At 65.4% G+C, this 14,982-nt stretch carries 10 protein-coding genes and 2 rRNA genes; 9 read left to right on the top strand and 3 right to left on the bottom strand.

Features of this window, described 5'->3' with window-relative positions:
- Window positions 1-283: 283 nt before the first annotated feature.
- The 3 genes from GYB83_RS06585 to GYB83_RS06575 all read left to right on the top strand — a co-directional run bounded on the left by GYB83_RS06585 (window position 284) and on the right by GYB83_RS06575 (window position 4,434).
- Window positions 284-3,416 (top strand): 23S ribosomal RNA (locus GYB83_RS06585).
- Window positions 3,417-3,524: 108 nt separating this feature from the next.
- Window positions 3,525-3,641, top strand: a 5S ribosomal RNA gene (gene rrf / locus GYB83_RS06580).
- Window positions 3,642-3,714: 73 nt separating this feature from the next.
- A complete protein-coding gene (locus GYB83_RS06575; protein ID WP_161894756.1) occupies window positions 3,715-4,434 on the top strand; it encodes a TetR/AcrR family transcriptional regulator in 720 nt (239 codons plus the stop codon).
- Here the strand turns inward: GYB83_RS06575 and GYB83_RS06570 are convergent.
- On the bottom strand, window positions 4,409-5,773 hold the full coding sequence (locus GYB83_RS06570) for an amino acid permease (protein WP_161894755.1): 1,365 nt from the start codon (window positions 5,771-5,773) through the stop codon (window positions 4,409-4,411). The two genes, GYB83_RS06575 and GYB83_RS06570, sit on opposite strands and share 26 nt — an antisense overlap.
- A 43-nt stretch (window positions 5,774-5,816) precedes the next feature.
- Here GYB83_RS06570 and GYB83_RS06565 point away from each other — a divergent pair, with 43 nt between their 5' ends.
- The 5 genes from GYB83_RS06565 to mfd all read left to right on the top strand — a co-directional run bounded on the left by GYB83_RS06565 (window position 5,817) and on the right by mfd (window position 12,267).
- Window positions 5,817-6,326: a GNAT family N-acetyltransferase gene (locus GYB83_RS06565; protein WP_161894754.1), complete on the top strand. Its 510-nt coding sequence runs from the start codon at window positions 5,817-5,819 to the stop codon at window positions 6,324-6,326.
- 35 nt (window positions 6,327-6,361) lie between these two features.
- Window positions 6,362-6,892 carry a hypothetical protein gene (locus GYB83_RS06560; protein ID WP_161894753.1) on the top strand — a complete coding sequence of 177 codons (531 nt, stop codon included), beginning with the start codon at window positions 6,362-6,364 and terminating at the stop codon, window positions 6,890-6,892.
- A 72-nt stretch (window positions 6,893-6,964) separates the two neighbouring features.
- Window positions 6,965-7,486 (top strand): copper chaperone PCu(A)C, encoded by a 522-nt coding sequence (locus GYB83_RS06555; RefSeq protein ID WP_161894752.1) that lies wholly within the window; start codon window positions 6,965-6,967, stop codon window positions 7,484-7,486.
- Window positions 7,483-8,616, top strand: coding sequence for a Dyp-type peroxidase (locus GYB83_RS06550; RefSeq protein WP_161894751.1), 1,134 nt, complete (start codon window positions 7,483-7,485; stop codon window positions 8,614-8,616). The genes GYB83_RS06555 and GYB83_RS06550 overlap by 4 nt, the downstream gene beginning before the upstream one ends.
- Window positions 8,617-8,703: 87 nt before the next feature.
- Window positions 8,704-12,267, top strand: a complete 3,564-nt coding sequence (mfd, locus tag GYB83_RS06545) for a transcription-repair coupling factor (RefSeq protein WP_161894750.1) — start codon at window positions 8,704-8,706, stop codon at window positions 12,265-12,267.
- 301 nt (window positions 12,268-12,568) lie between these two features.
- Here mfd and dapA read toward each other — a convergent pair whose 3' ends face one another.
- Window positions 12,569-13,471, bottom strand: coding sequence for a 4-hydroxy-tetrahydrodipicolinate synthase (gene dapA / locus GYB83_RS06540; RefSeq protein ID WP_161894749.1), 903 nt, complete (start codon window positions 13,469-13,471; stop codon window positions 12,569-12,571).
- A gap of 73 nt (window positions 13,472-13,544) precedes the next feature.
- Here dapA and GYB83_RS06535 point away from each other — a divergent pair, with 73 nt between their 5' ends.
- Window positions 13,545-14,435, top strand: a complete 891-nt coding sequence (locus tag GYB83_RS06535; RefSeq protein WP_161894748.1) for a LysR family transcriptional regulator — start codon at window positions 13,545-13,547, stop codon at window positions 14,433-14,435.
- Here the strand turns inward: GYB83_RS06535 and GYB83_RS06530 are convergent.
- Window positions 14,432-14,938, bottom strand: a complete 507-nt coding sequence (locus GYB83_RS06530; RefSeq protein ID WP_161894747.1) for a DUF4822 domain-containing protein — start codon at window positions 14,936-14,938, stop codon at window positions 14,432-14,434. The genes GYB83_RS06535 and GYB83_RS06530 overlap by 4 nt on opposite strands.
- Window positions 14,939-14,982 lie beyond the last annotated feature (44 nt).

Here is a 14,982-nt window from a genome sequence, read left to right as displayed (position 1 = left end):
TATCGGGGTTCTGAGAGAACACGCGCTGTCCTGCCCTTGTGGGGGTGGGTGGTGGTTGTTGTCTCTGCTCGCTGACATTCCGCCACGTCGTGTGGTGTTGGGTGTGGGTGGGTGTGTGTTGTTTGAGAAGTGGATAGTGGATGCGAGCATCTTGAAATATAGGTGTCGTATTGCAATTTCAAAATGTATGTTGATTTTTGTGATGTCCACATTCGTGCCGCACGAAGCTGTGATGGCCTTTCGGGGTTGTTGTGGTGGGGTGGTGGTGTGTTTGTGGGTGTTGTTGTAAGTGTTTTAGGGCGTTCGGTGGATGCCTTGGTACCAGGAGCCGATGAAGGACGTGGTAGGCCGCGATAGTCCTCGGGGAGTTGTCAAACGAGCTGTGATCCGAGGGTGTCCGAATGGGGAAACCCAGCACGAGTTATGTCGTGTTACCCACCCTTGAATATATAGGGGGTGTGGAGGGAACGTGGGGAAGTGAAACATCTCAGTACCCACAGGAAGAGAAAACAATAGTGATTCCGTGAGTAGTGGCGAGCGAAAGCGGATGAGGCTAAACCATGCGTATGTGATACTCGGCAGGGGTTGTGCGTGTGGGGTTGTGGGAGCATTATTGGTGCGTCTGCCGGCGTGTCGGCCAGTAAGAAAATCGTGTGTTAGGTGAAGTGGCCTGGAATGGTCTGCCGTAGTGGGTGAGAGTCCCGTAACTGAAAACGCGCGGTCTGGTTGTAGTGTTTCCCAAGTAGCAGCGGGCTCGTGGAATCTGCTGTGAATCTGCCGGGACCACCCGGTAAGCCTAAATACTTTCTGGTGACCGATAGCGGACTAGTACCGTGAGGGAAAGGTGAAAAGTACCCCGGGAGGGGAGTGAAATAGTACCTGAAACCGGACGCTTACAATCCGTCAGAGCCTTCCATCTTTGGGTGGTGGGGTGATGGCGTGCCTTTTGAAGAATGAGCCTGCGAGTTAGTGCTCAGTGGCAAGGTTAACCCGTGTGGGGTAGCCGTAGCGAAAGCGAGTCTGAATAGGGCGCCCCAAGTCGCTGGGTCTAGACCCGAAGCGGAGTGATCTACCCATGGCCAGGGTGAAGCAGAGGTAAGACTTTGTGGAGGCCCGAACCCACTTCAGTTGAAAATGGAGGGGATGAGTTGTGGGTAGGGGTGAAAGGCCAATCAAACTCCGTGATAGCTGGTTCTCCCCGAAATGCATTTAGGTGCAGCGTTGCGTGTTTCTTACTGGAGGTAGAGCTACTGGATGGCCGATGGGCCCTACAAGGTTACTGACGTCAGCCAAACTCCGAATGCCGGTAAGTGAGAGCGTGGCAGTGAGACTGCGGGGGATAAGCTTCGTAGTCGAGAGGGAAACAGCCCAGATCGCCGGCTAAGGCCCCTAAGCGTGTACTAAGTGGAAAAGGATGTGGGGTCGCGAAGACAACCAGGAGGTTGGCTTAGAAGCAGCCACCCTTGAAAGAGTGCGTAATAGCTCACTGGTCAAGTGATCCTGCGCCGACAATGTAGCGGGGCTCAAGTACACCGCCGAAGCCGCGGCACTCACACATGTACATCGGCCACTTTTGTGGTCTAGTGGTGTGGGTGGGTAGGGGAGCGTCCTGCATCCGTGGAAGCGCCGGAGTGATCTAGGTGTGGAGGGTGTGGGAGTGAGAATGCAGGCATGAGTAGCGAAAGACAAGTGAGAAACTTGTCCGCCGAATGACCAAGGGTTCCTGGGCCAGGTTAATCCGCCCAGGGTGAGTCGGGACCTAAGGCGAGGCCGACAGGCGTAGTCGATGGACAACGGGTTGATATTCCCGTACCCGTGTATCCGCGTCCAGTGGCGAATCATCTGTACTAACCATCCAAAAGCATCTTTTCGACCTTTCGGGGTTGTCTGGGTGTGGCTGCGTGGGACCTTGGGTGTAGTAGTCAAGTGATGGGGTGACGCAGGAAGGTAGCTGGGCCAGTCAGTGGTTGTACTGGTGTAAGCCTGTAGGGAGTGACATAGGCAAATCCGTGTCGCACATAATCCTGAGAGGTGATGCGTAGCCCGTTGGGGTGAATTCAGTGATCCTATGCTGCCGAGAAAAGCCTCTAGCGAGTTGGTACATGGCCCGTACCCCAAACCGACACAGGTGGTCAGGTAGAGAATACTAAGGCGATCGAGATAACTGTGGTTAAGGAACTCGGCAAATTGCCCCCGTAACTTCGGGAGAAGGGGGACCACGGCTGGTGAACGCCTTTGCGGTGGGAGCTGGTGGTGGTCGCAGAGACCAGAGAGAAGCGACTGTTTACTAAAAACACAGGTCCGTGCGAAGTCGTAAGACGATGTATACGGACTGACGCCTGCCCGGTGCTGGAAGGTTAAGAGGACCGGTTAGTCACTTTTGGGTGGCGAAGCTGAGAATTTAAGCCCCAGTAAACGGCGGTGGTAACTATAACCATCCTAAGGTAGCGAAATTCCTTGTCGGGTAAGTTCCGACCTGCACGAATGGCGTAACGACTTCTCTGCTGTCTCAACCACAGGCTCGGCGAAATTGCAGTACGAGTAAAGATGCTCGTTTCGCGCGGCAGGACGAAAAGACCCCGGGACCTTCACTATAGCTTGGTATTGGTGTTCGGTACGGTTTGTGTAGGATAGGTGGGAGACTGTGAGGCTGGCACGCTAGTGTTGGTGGAGTCGTTGTTGAAATACCACTCTGATCGTATTGGGCTTCTAACCTCGGACCCTGATCGGGTTCAGGGACAGTGCCTGGTGGGTAGTTTAACTGGGGCGGTTGCCTCCTAAAGTGTAACGGAGGCGCCCAAAGGTTCCCTCAGCCTGGATGGCAATCAGGTGTTGAGTGTAAGTGCACAAGGGAGCTTGACTGTGAGACGTACATGTCGAGCAGGGACGAAAGTCGGGACTAGTGATCCGGCACCGGCAAGTGGAAGCGGTGTCGCTCAACGGATAAAAGGTACCCCGGGGATAACAGGCTGATCTTCCCCAAGAGTCCATATCGACGGGATGGTTTGGCACCTCGATGTCGGCTCGTCGCATCCTGGGGCTGGAGTAGGTCCCAAGGGTTGGGCTGTTCGCCCATTAAAGCGGCACGCGAGCTGGGTTTAGAACGTCGTGAGACAGTTCGGTCTCTATCCGCCGCGCGCGATTAGAAACTTGAGGAAACCTGTCCCTAGTACGAGAGGACCGGGACGGACGAACCTCTGGTGTGCCAGTTGTCCTACCAAGGGCACTGCTGGTTAGCTACGTTCGGAAGGGATAACCGCTGAAAGCATCTAAGCGGGAAGCCTGTTCCAAGATGAGGTTTCTCACCACCTTCGGGTGGGTAAGGCCCCCTACAGACTATGGGGTTGATAGGCCAGAACTGTAAGCATAGTAATGTGTTCAGGTGACTGGTACTAATAGGCCGAGGACTTACTAACAACACTCACGCACTTTGTTTTTGAGTGTGTTCGCATCCACTATCTACTTCTGAAACAACACACGACCACTACCATGGTTGGTGGTGGTTGTTGATAGTTTCATATTGTTTCGGTGGCTATAGCGGAGGGGAAACGCCCGGCCCCATTCCGAACCCGGAAGCTAAGCCCTCCAGCGCCGATGGTACTGCACTTTAGTCAGTGTGGGAGAGTAGGACACCGCCGAACTCAACTTATTCGAGCCCCTCAACCCTTGTGGTTGAGGGGCTCGAATGCTTTCTACACCCGATACACTGAGGCAATGGCGATCGACAGGCCCGCGAAGGGCGGAGATGACGTGGTGAAGGCTCCTCGTGCACGAATGACGGGAGCACAACGTCGTCTGCAGTTGATCGAGGTGGCGCGCGGACTGTTCGCTGAGCGGGGATTCGAAGGCACCTCCATCGAAGAGATCGCCCAACGGGCAGGCGTCTCCAAACCCATCGTCTACGAGCACTTCGGCGGCAAAGAAGGACTGTACGCCGTCGTCGTCGACCGGGAGATGGACAAGCTCCTCGAGATGGTGACGTCGTCGCTGACCAGGAACCGGTCGCTGTACCGGATCCAACAGGTGGCGCTGGCGCTCCTGACCTACATGGAGGAGCGGACCGACGGATTCCGGATCCTCGTCCGCGGCGAGTCACCCGGAGGCGACGGCGACACGCGCTACTCGAGCCTCCTCAACGACGCGATCAGCCAGGTGGAGCACATCCTCGCCAGCGACTTCGAGCGCCGCGGATTCGAACCGGGACTGGCGCCCCTCTATGCGCAGGCGCTCGTCGGCATGGTCTCCGTGACCGCCCAGTGGTGGCTCGACGTGCGCGAACCGGCCAAGGAAGTGGTCGCCGCACACCTGGTGAACTTGTGCTGGAACGGCCTCACCCGGCTCGATCCCGCGCCTGTCCTCGTCGACGCGGGCTACAAGGAGTCGACGCCGACGACCGTCCACCCGGAACTCACAGCTGCAGACGACGATGATTGAGCGTTCCGGCCACGCACAGTAGGACGGCGAGCACGGACGTCGAAATGATCTGACCGCGAACGGATTCCGTCGTCAACCCGAGGATCACGATGCCCGCCAGGCCGGCGAACGTGAGCCACGACAGGTACGGGTATCCCCACATCTTCATCGGGAGGACGGTGCCGTCACGCTCGGCGCGACGGCGCAGGACGATCTGCGACACCGTGATCGCCAACCACGTGACGAGCAGGGTCGAGCCGACGAGGGACAGCAGTTTGTCGAGCACCTGGCCGCCCCACACATAGGTCGCCGGGACCACGAGGAAGCCGACGACCACGCTGGCGAGCACCGACAACCACGGCACCCCGTTGTCCGACGTGCGCATGGCGGCCCGCGGCGCCATGTGGCGGGCGCCGAGCGAGAACAGCATGCGAGACGCCCCGTACAGGTTGACGTTCATCGACGACAGCAGCGCGATCACGATGACCGCTCCGATCGCCGACGCGACCGCGGGAAGCCCGGCCTGTTCGAGGACCCCGACGAACGGCCCCGACTCCAGTCGGTCGTCGCCCGCGGGCAACACCAGCAGGATCACCAGCACCGACCCGACGTAGAAGATCAGGATGCGCCACACGATGGTCCGGATGGCCTTCGTGACGCTCGGACCGGGATCGTCGGTCTCGGCGGCGGCGACGGCGATGATCTCGATGCCGCCGAACGCGAACGCGATCACCAGCAGGGCGGCGGCCACACCTCCGACGCCGTGCGGCATGAGCTCCCCGACGTTCGACAGTCCGGGCGACGGCTCCGACAGCCACCCGAACAGGTACGCGGCGCCGAGGCACAGGAACACGACGATGAACACGACCTTGATGAGGGCGAGCCAGAACTCGAGTTCGCCGAAATGCGCTGCGCCGCTGAGGTTCAGCACACTGAACACGGTCATGAACACGAACGCCCACGCCCATGTGGGGAGCCAGCCGACCAGCCCGTGCAGTCCTTCGGCCGCGGCGAGGGCCTCGGCGGCGGCGACGACCGTCATCTGGATCCACCACAGCCAGCCCATCATGAAACCCGCACCCGGACCGAGGGCCTTGCCGACGTAGTACGAGAACGCTCCCGGGTTCGGGTCGGCGGCCGCGAGCTCGCCCAGCATCCGCATCACCGAGACGATGATCAGTCCGATGACCGCATACGACACCAGTGCCGCCGGACCGGCGAGCGCGATGCCCTGACCGGAACCGACGAACAGGCCGGCGCCGATGGCCGACCCGAGGCTCATCATGATGAGATGCCGCGGCCGCAGCCCGGTTTTCAACGTCGGGCCGTCTGCGGTGTGATCTCGTGCGGAATCGCCCATTCACTAGAGCGTAGTGGGCCGTTCATGCGGGACAATGAACGGCATGCTGACCGTCCGCGCCGCCGAACCCGCAGACTGCGAGGCGTTCGCCGAGATCTACCGGCACTACGTGGAGACGTCCGTCGCCACCTTCGACCACGATGCCCCCGGCATCGACGAGTGGAGTGCACGGCTCGAGGCAGTCCGGGCGGCGGGGCGGCCGTTCCTGGCCGCGGAGGACCCCGACGTCATGCCGGGCGTGCTCGGCTACGCGTATCTCGGGACATACCGAGGCAAGGCCGGCTGGCGGTGGACGGCCGAGAACAGCATCTATCTGCGTCCGGAAGCGGCGGGACGCGGACACGGCACCAGGCTCCTGCAGGCGCTCATCGACGCGTCCGACCCGGCGGCGGTGCGGACCATCATGGCCGTCATCTCCGACGAAGTCCCGGCCTCGATCCGTCTCCATGAACGTGCTGGCTTCACCGAGGTCGGACGGTCGTCCGGCGTCGGCTTCAAATTCGACCGTTGGCTCGGCTGCGTCTACATGCAGCTGTCGCTGGCCGACGACTGATCGTGGCCGGGCGCGGGAACACTGCTGAGTCGTCGGTGCATCCGGCGACTCACGGTGTGCTCGCCGCCGGAGCCTCGACGGTCCTCGGCGTCGCCGCGCACTCGCTCGGCGGAGGGCACGGCCTGTCGACGGCGCACCTCGTGATCGTGACGGCGATGGCCGTCGCCGTCGGCGTCGTCCGAGCCGGACAGGTCCGAACCACCGAACGTCGCCGGTCCGCCGGTCGTATCGCGGTGGGCTGGACGGGGACCGCCGCCGCGCTCGTGATCGGGCAGGCCGTCGCGCATGTCGTGATGTCGCTGCTCGGCCACGGTTCCCCGCTCCTGCCCGACGCCCGCATGGCGGCATGGCACACGATCGCCCTGCCCGTCGCCGTCGTGATGCTCGTCGTCGCCGAACGGCTCGAGCGCGCGGTGGGTTCTCGCCTGGCCGACCTGCGGCGTCTCCTGCACTTCCGTCGGCCGGACGTCCTGACCGCGGTGCCGCACACATCCGCGACGCGGCCCGCGACGACCCGAGGCCGCGACTCCTGCGCGGGCATCCGCGGTCCACCGGTCGGGGCCTGACCCACGACATTCGACTCGCTTCGCGCTCTCGACGCGCGGGGCGAGGCACTCTGCTGACTTCAGGAGAAGATCATGGCGCGACGCCACATCCTGCGCTCGGCCGGCCTGACCGCATTCGCGGCAGCCGCCGTCGCATCCACCGCACTGCTCGGAGCGTGCGGGACAGATTCCACCGATGCCACCACCAGCGAGGCGGACGCGATCAGCGTCGGCCAACCGTGGGTGAAGGCCGCCGACAGCGGCATGACCGCCGCTTTCGGCGTGCTCGCCAACTCGTCCGGTTCCGATGTCCGACTCGTCTCGGCGTCGAGCGACGTCGCCGAGAGCGTCGAACCGCACGAGGTGGTCACCGAGGGCGACACCACGACGATGAGGGCCAAAGCCGGCGGCTTCGTCATTCCCGCGAAGGGATCGCTGACGTTGGACCCCGGCGGCGAGCATCTCATGTTCATGGGTCTCAAGAAGCCCGTGAAGGCGGGCGACACCGTCACCATCACGGTCCGATTCGCCGACGGCTCGACCACTCGGATCGACGCCATCGCCCGCGACTTCGACGGCAACCAGGAGAACTACACGCCGTCGACGCACTCGTGAGTCGTGTTTCACGTCGAACACTGCTGACCGGCGGACTCGGTCTCACCGGCCTCGGCGTCGGTGCGGCCGCCGCCGGAGTCGGGTTGGCACGCGAGGACGCTCAGCCTGAGCCGTCGACGCTGCCGTTCTTCGGCGTGCACCAGTCGGGGATCGTCACCCCGATGCAGACGCATGCGAGTTTCATCGGTCTCGATCTGCTCGACCGGTCCGACCACGACGCGCTGCGCGGGATCCTGCGGATGTGGTCGCAGGACGCCGCGAACCTCACCCAGGGGAAGGCGGGGTTCTCCGACACCGAACCGGAGTTGGCGTCGACGCCTGCCCGCCTGTCGGTGGCCGTCGGTCTGGGACGGGGCGCGTTCACCTCGCCCGCTCTGGCGGGGCGACGACCCTCGTGGCTCAGACCGCTGCCCGCGTTCGCGATCGACAGGCTGGAGGAGAGGTGGGGGCAGACCGACGTCGTCGTCCATGTTGCGTCCGACGATCCGATGACCCTCGCGCATGCGGTCCGGGCGATCACCGCGCCGGTCCGCAGACGCACTCGGTTGCGGTGGGTCCAACAGGGATTCCATCACGGACGCAACCTGTTCGGGCAGGTGGACGGGACCGTGCAGCCCGCCGACGACCGCCACGACGACCTCGTGTGGGACGACGGCTCCGAGCAGGGCTGGATGGCGGGCGGCACGTCTCTGGTGTTGCGTCGCATCGCGATGAACATGGACACGTGGGAGGCGCTCGACCGCCACGGCCGCGAACTGTCGACGGGACGGACCCTCGACAACGGGGCTCCGCTGACGGGCTCGAACGAGCACGATCAGCCCGTGTTCACGGCGACGCGCGGCGGCATTCCGGTGATCCCGGAGTCGTCGCACATCGCCAGGGCGCACCAGCGGTCCGATCGCGAACAGTTCCTGCGCAGACCGTACAACTACGACGTCCCGCCCGACAGCGGCCTCATCTTCGCCGCCTACCAGCGGGACCCGGTGGTCCAGTACGTTCCGGTGCAGCAACGTCTCTCCGACGCCGACGCGCTGAACGAATGGACCACGCCCATCGGGTCGGCCGTGTACGCGATGCTCCCCGGAGCGCGGGAGTACCTCGGGGAGACGTTGTTCGGTGATGGTGGTTGAGCCGACGGAGCCCTGGCGGAGTCGTGTCGAAACCTGGTGCGGTCTGCCGGGTCGGCGTTGTCGGAGGGGCCGAATAGAATAGTCCGAGTGTCGACTTCCGAATCGTCCCTGTCTGCCCTGACTCCGCTCGCTCTCGCCGACGACGCCTTCGCGTCGGTGCGGGAGCGGGCGGGTCGGGCGCGTCTCGACGTGAGCGCTCCGGATGCGGTGCGACCGTTCCTGGTCGCCGCGCTGGCCGACCTCGATGCGGCTCCGGTACTGGTGGTGACGGCCAACGGACGTGAGGCCGACGATCTGACGAAGGAACTGAGCGAGCTGCTGCCTCGACGCAGCGGCGTCGCCCAGTTCCCGTCGTGGGAGACGTTGCCGCACGAACGGCTGTCGCCGAGCGCCGACACGGTCGGAGCGCGTCTGGCAGTCCTGCATCGGTTGGCGTCGCCGGGCGACGACCCGTTGAACGTCGTGGTCACGACGGTCCGTTCGCTGGTGCAGCCGATGGCTCCGGGCCTCGGAGCGCTGCGAGCGCTGACGCTGCGCGAGGGCGCCGAGTTCGAGTTCGACGACCTCATCGAACAACTCGTCGAGATGGCGTACGAGCGCGTCGACATGGTCGGTCGCCGCGGCGAGTTCGCGGTCCGCGGCGGCATCCTCGACGTCTTCCCGACGACGGCCGACTATCCGGTGCGCGTCGAGTTCTGGGGCGACGAGATCACCGACATGCGCGCGTTCTCCGTCGCCGACCAGCGGACGCAGGCCGAGATCGACGCGTCGGCCGTGCAGATCCACCCCTGTCGTGAACTGGTGCTGACCGCGCAGGTGCGCGCCAATGCCGCCGATCTGGCGGAGACGACGTCGGACGAGAGTCTGCGCGAGATGCTCACCAAGCTCGCGGAGGGCATTCCCGTCGAGGGTATGGAGGCCCTGATCCCGGCTCTCGTCGACGGCGACATGCAGTTGCTGACCGAAGTGATCCCCGACGGCGTGCGCGTCCTGATCCTCGACCCGGAGAAGGTGCGCACCCGCGCGGTCGACCTCGCGCGGACCGGCGAAGAGTTCCTGGAGGCGTCGTGGAACGCCGCGGCGCTCGGGGCGGACGCGCCCGTCGACGCGCGTGCCATCGACCTCACGGCGAGCGCCTACCGGCCCGTCGACGAGGTCGAAGCGGCGACGATCGACGCGGGTCACAAGTGGTGGACGCTGTCGCCGCTGTCGACGGGCGTAGGCGACGAGCTCGTCCTCGACGTCGCGCCCGGTCCTGCCCCGCACGGCGACGAGAAGGAACTCGCCGCATTCATGCAGTCGCTGCGGGCGCAGGTCGCGGCGGGTGGACGCGCCGCCGTCGTCGCGGCCGGACGCGGCACCGCGCTGCGCTTCGTCGAACGCCTCGGCGAGGCCGACGTCCCCGCCCGCCTCGTCGAGGAGGGACAGGAGCCGCCGTCGGACGCAGTCGGCGTCTACCACGGCACGCTGCGGCGGGGCGTCGTCTTCCCGTCGGCTCGGTTGGTCGTCGCGACCGAGGCCGACATCACCGGCGCCCGCGTCGTCGGAGTCAAGGACGGTCGTCGTCTGCCTGCCAAGCGGCGCAATCAGGTGGATCCGCTCGCACTCACCGCGGGCGACATGGTGGTCCACGATCAGCACGGCATCGGCAAGTTCGTCGAGATGATCGAGCGGACGGTCTCCGGGGCCCGTCGCGAGTATCTCGTCATCGAGTACGCGCCGGGCAAGCGCGGCCAGCCGGGCGACCGCCTGTTCGTGCCGATGGAGTCGCTCGACCAACTGTCGCGGTACGTCGGCGGTGAACAGCCGTCGCTGAGCAAGCTCGGCGGGTCCGACTGGGCGAACACGAAACGCAAGGCGCGCAAGGCCGTCCGCGAGATCGCGGGCGAGCTGGTGCAGTTGTACGCGGCGCGTCACGCGGCCCCGGGCTTCGCGTTCAGTCCCGACAGCCCGTGGCAGCGGGAGATGGAGGACGCGTTCGACTACACCGAGACCGTCGACCAGATGACGGTCATCTCCGAGGTCAAGGCCGATATGGAGAAGCCGGTCCCGATGGACCGCGTGATCGTCGGCGACGTCGGCTACGGCAAGACCGAGATCGCCGTCCGCGCCGCGTTCAAGGCGGTACAGGACGGCAAGCAGGTCGCCGTCCTCGTCCCGACGACGATCCTCGCGGGTCAGCACCTGCAGACGTTCACCGAGCGCATGGCGGGCTTCCCCGTGAAGGTCCGTGGACTGTCGCGGTTCACCGATGCGGCCGAGTCGAAGGAGACCCTCGCCCAGATGGCCGAGGGCGAGGTCGACGTCGTCATCGGCACCCACCGTCTCCTGCAGACCGGTGTGCGCTGGAAGGACCTCGGTCTGGTGATCGTCGACGAGGAGCAGCGGTTCGGCGTCGAGCACAAGGAGCACATCAAGTCGCTCCGGACGCACGTCGACGTGCTCACCATGTCGGCGACGCCGATCCCGCGAACCCTCGAGATGTCGATGGCCGGGATCCGTGAGATGTCGACGATCCTCACACCGCCGGAGGAGCGGCACCCGGTGTTGACGTACGTCGGCGCGTACTCGGCGAAGCAGGTCGCCGCGTCCATCCGCCGCGAACTGCTGCGCGACGGTCAGGTGTTCTTCGTGCACAACCGGGTGTCGACGATCGACAAGGTCGCCAAGGACATCGCGAACATGGTGCCCGAGGCGCGGGTCGTGGTCGCGCACGGTCAGATGGGCGAGGACCAGCTCGAGAGCACCGTCGACGCGTTCTGGAACCGCGAGTACGACGTCCTCGTCTGCACGACCATCATCGAGACCGGCCTCGACATCTCCAACGCGAACACCCTGATCGTCGACCGCGCCGAGAACTTCGGCCTGTCGCAGTTGCACCAGCTCCGCGGTCGCGTGGGACGTTCTCGCGAGCGCGGCTACGCGTACCTCCTGTACAGCGGGGAGAAGCCGCTCACCGAGACCGCGTACGACAGGCTCGCCACGATCGCGCAGAACAACGAGCTGGGCGCAGGCATGGCCGTCGCGTTGAAGGACTTGGAGTTGCGCGGCGCGGGCAACGTCCTCGGCGCCCAGCAGTCCGGTCACGTCGCCGGCGTGGGCTTCGACCTGTACGTGCGCCTGGTCGGCGAGGCCGTCGAGGCGTACCGGGCGGCGGCGGACGGTCAGGCCGTGCAGACGCAGGAGTCGACCGAGGTCCGCATCGACCTGCCCGTCGACGCTCACATCCCGACCGAGTACGTCGAAGCCGACCGGCTACGCCTCGAGGCGTACCGAAAGCTCGCGTCCGCGGGAAGCGACGCCGATGTCGACGAAGTGGTCGCCGAACTGAACGACCGCTACGGCCCGCCGCCGGAGGAGACCCAGCGTCTGGTCGCGATCGCGCGACTGCGGCTCCGGTGCCGGGAACGCGGGATCACCGAGGTCGGACTCGCGGGACAGTCGGTGCGGGTGGCGCCGATGCTGCTGCTCGACTCGCAACAGGTCCGCCTCAAGCGGATGTACTCGTCGGCCAACTACCGCGCGACGACCCACGTCGTGACACTCCCGATCCCGCGCACCGCGGGCGTCGGATCGGCGCGGCTCCGCGACACCGATCTCGTCGACTACCTCGTCACCTTCCTCCAGGCGATCATGCCGCTGGAGAACTGACGCTCGGTACGGGATCTCGACGCGACACTCGCTGCCGCTCGGTCGGCTCGATCACCATGTCGACGACCCCGGGTCGCACGACGATCGAGCGGGTCCTCCCCGCATGGTGTCCGGATGGGCGTTCCCTCATGGTGGTTGAGCGGGTCGTGCCTCCGGTGGTTGAGCCGACTCCGAGCCGCTAGGCGAGGTGTCGTGTCGAAACCGCACCACCGTCGCGCACACGCCTATTGCGGACTCCGCACGTGCGTTCCTCGTAGGTGACCGGGGCCACGCTGGGAGCGTGAAATCACGTCATTCCCACTTACGCCGACGTCGTGGCGCGAGCGTCGACGACGGCGAGCACGGCGGCGGTCTCATCGGCCGTCGCCGGGGCGAGCGGCGGGCGGACGGCAGCGGACGCGATCACGCCGAGTGCGTGCAGAGCGAGCTTGGTGGTGACCGGAGCGGGGGCGGCGCCGTTCAGAGTGGCGGCTGCTTCGATGATCGACGCGTTGACCGATCGGGCGGTGAGGAGGTCGCCCGCGGCGACGGCCGCGATGAGTCGGGCCTCGTCCGCGGCGATGATCGCGCCCGCCACGCTGACGATGCCGACGGCGCCTGCCGCGAGGAACGGAAGGTTGAGTTCGTCGCTGCCGCAATAGAACTCAAGCGTCGACGTCGCCATGATCGAGAGCGCGCGCGGGATGTCGCCGGTGGCGTCCTTGACGGCCAGGATCCGCGGATGCGCGGCGAGTTCGACGAGCGTCGGAGCGGTCATCGCCAGCCCGGTGCGGTGCGGGACGTCGTAGAGCATGACCGGAAGGTCGGTGGAGTCGGCGACCGCCGAACAGTGTGCGACGACGCCTGCCTGCGTGGGGCGCGAGTAGTACGGGGTGACGACGAGCAGGCCGTCGGCCCCGGCGTCGGCGGCGAGGCGGGCACGTCGGACGCTGGAGATCGTGTCGTTGGTGCCGACGCCCGCGACGATCTTCGCCCGTCCGTCCGCGGCGTCGACGGCGATGCCGATCAGGCGGACGAGCTCGTCCTCACTCAGGGTCGGCGACTCCCCGGTGGTGCCGGCGACGACGACGCCGTCGCACCCGGTCGCGACGAGATGCCTCACCACCGCGGCGACCCCGGCGTCATCGAGGGAGAAGTCGGGATTCATCGGCGTCGGCATCGCGACCAGGTTCGTGCCGAACGCGAGTGCTGAAGGTGTCGTCATACCCACTATGGTCCGGCCTCCAACCGTCCACGACAAGCGAACAGTTTTTGTCGTCAACGTTTACGATCGCTTCATGATCGATGTGTCTGGGCTGCAGGCGCTGCGCGCGCTAGCCGATCTGGGGACGATGAACCGGGCCGCCGACGACCTCGGCTACACGGCGTCGGCGATCTCGCAGAAGATCAAACGGCTCGAGTCGGAGGTCGGTGTGAAGCTGATCGCGCCCGCCGGGCGACGGGTGATCCTCACGCCTGCGGGCCGGGCGCTGGTCGAGACCGCGCCGATGGTGGTCCAGGCGTTGGAACGATCGGTGTCGGCGGCCCGGTCGGCCGACGCCGGGGTGCCACGCGGGCGGTTCCACATCGTGGCGTTCTCGACGGCCGTCCGGGGGATCGTCGCTCCGGTGTTGCCGTCGCTGCTCGATGACTACCCGGACCTGCGGATCGAGGTGACGGAGGCCGATCCGGTGCCTGCCGTCTACGCAGTCGAGTCGGGCGGCGCCGATCTCGCGCTGGTGCACGACGCCGACGGGGTGCCGACTCCGGTGTCGGCAGGCGTGCGGCCCACGTTGCTGCACACCGACGTCGGTGATCTCGCGGTGCCGTCGGGACATCCGCTCGCCACCGTCGACGGACCGCTGGAGTTGGATCTGCTCGACGACTGCCGGTGGGTGACGAGTCCACCGGGCACCGTCTGTCATCAGTGGTTCCGGCGGATGTTCGCCGGGCGGGACATCGACCCGGACGTGGTGCATTCCGTCGACGATTTCAGCACCCAGATGGCGTTGGTCGCCTCGGGCGGGGTGGTCGCGTTGATCCCGCGACTGGCGAGGCCGACGCCGCCGGACGGTGTGACCATCCTCCCGCTGCGGCATGCGCCGCGGCGGGAGGTGTACGCGGTGTGGCGACGCAGCGCGGAGGACGATCCGGCCCTCCGCGCTGTCCTCGCCGCGCTCGGGGGCTAGACGCTGGGCTGCTGGTGCGTGGTCGGGGTGTGGATGATGTCGACGTAGGTCGACTTGTCGCCCTCGACCGGGTAGGTGCGGTAGGTGAACTCCGACGAGGTCAGGGTGATGATCTCGGAGTCGCGGGTGAACTTGACGGCGCCCTTGTCGTCCTTGGAGACGATGGTGCGGGTCTTGCCGTCCTCGGACACCGTCCAGTCGCCCTGCATCTTCGGTGCGTCGTCGAGGGTGTACATCGTGAACGTGCCGTCGGCGTTGAAGTAGGCGAAGCCGACGTAGTTCGACGCCGACTTGCCGGTCAGCGGAACGTCTTTGCCGTCCTGGTTCTTTGCGCCGGTGGTCTCCCACGCGGTCGACGACAGGATCGCGGACGGCGTCATGTCCTGGGCGGAAACGCTCGACGTCGCCGGTGCGGCGGTGTCGTCGCTGCTGCTGCAGGCGGCGAGCGGGACGGCGATCAGGGCGGCGGCAGCGGTGCCGGCGAGGATGCGTGAGAGCTTCATGAGTGGGGCCTTTCGTGACGGGGAGGGAGCTGCTTGCTTCGTGG

Source organism: Gordonia spumicola (genome assembly GCF_009932475.1).
In the GTDB taxonomy this organism is placed as follows: domain Bacteria; phylum Actinomycetota; class Actinomycetes; order Mycobacteriales; family Mycobacteriaceae; genus Gordonia; species Gordonia spumicola.
This window is presented reverse-complemented; position numbering and strand designations above follow the sequence as displayed.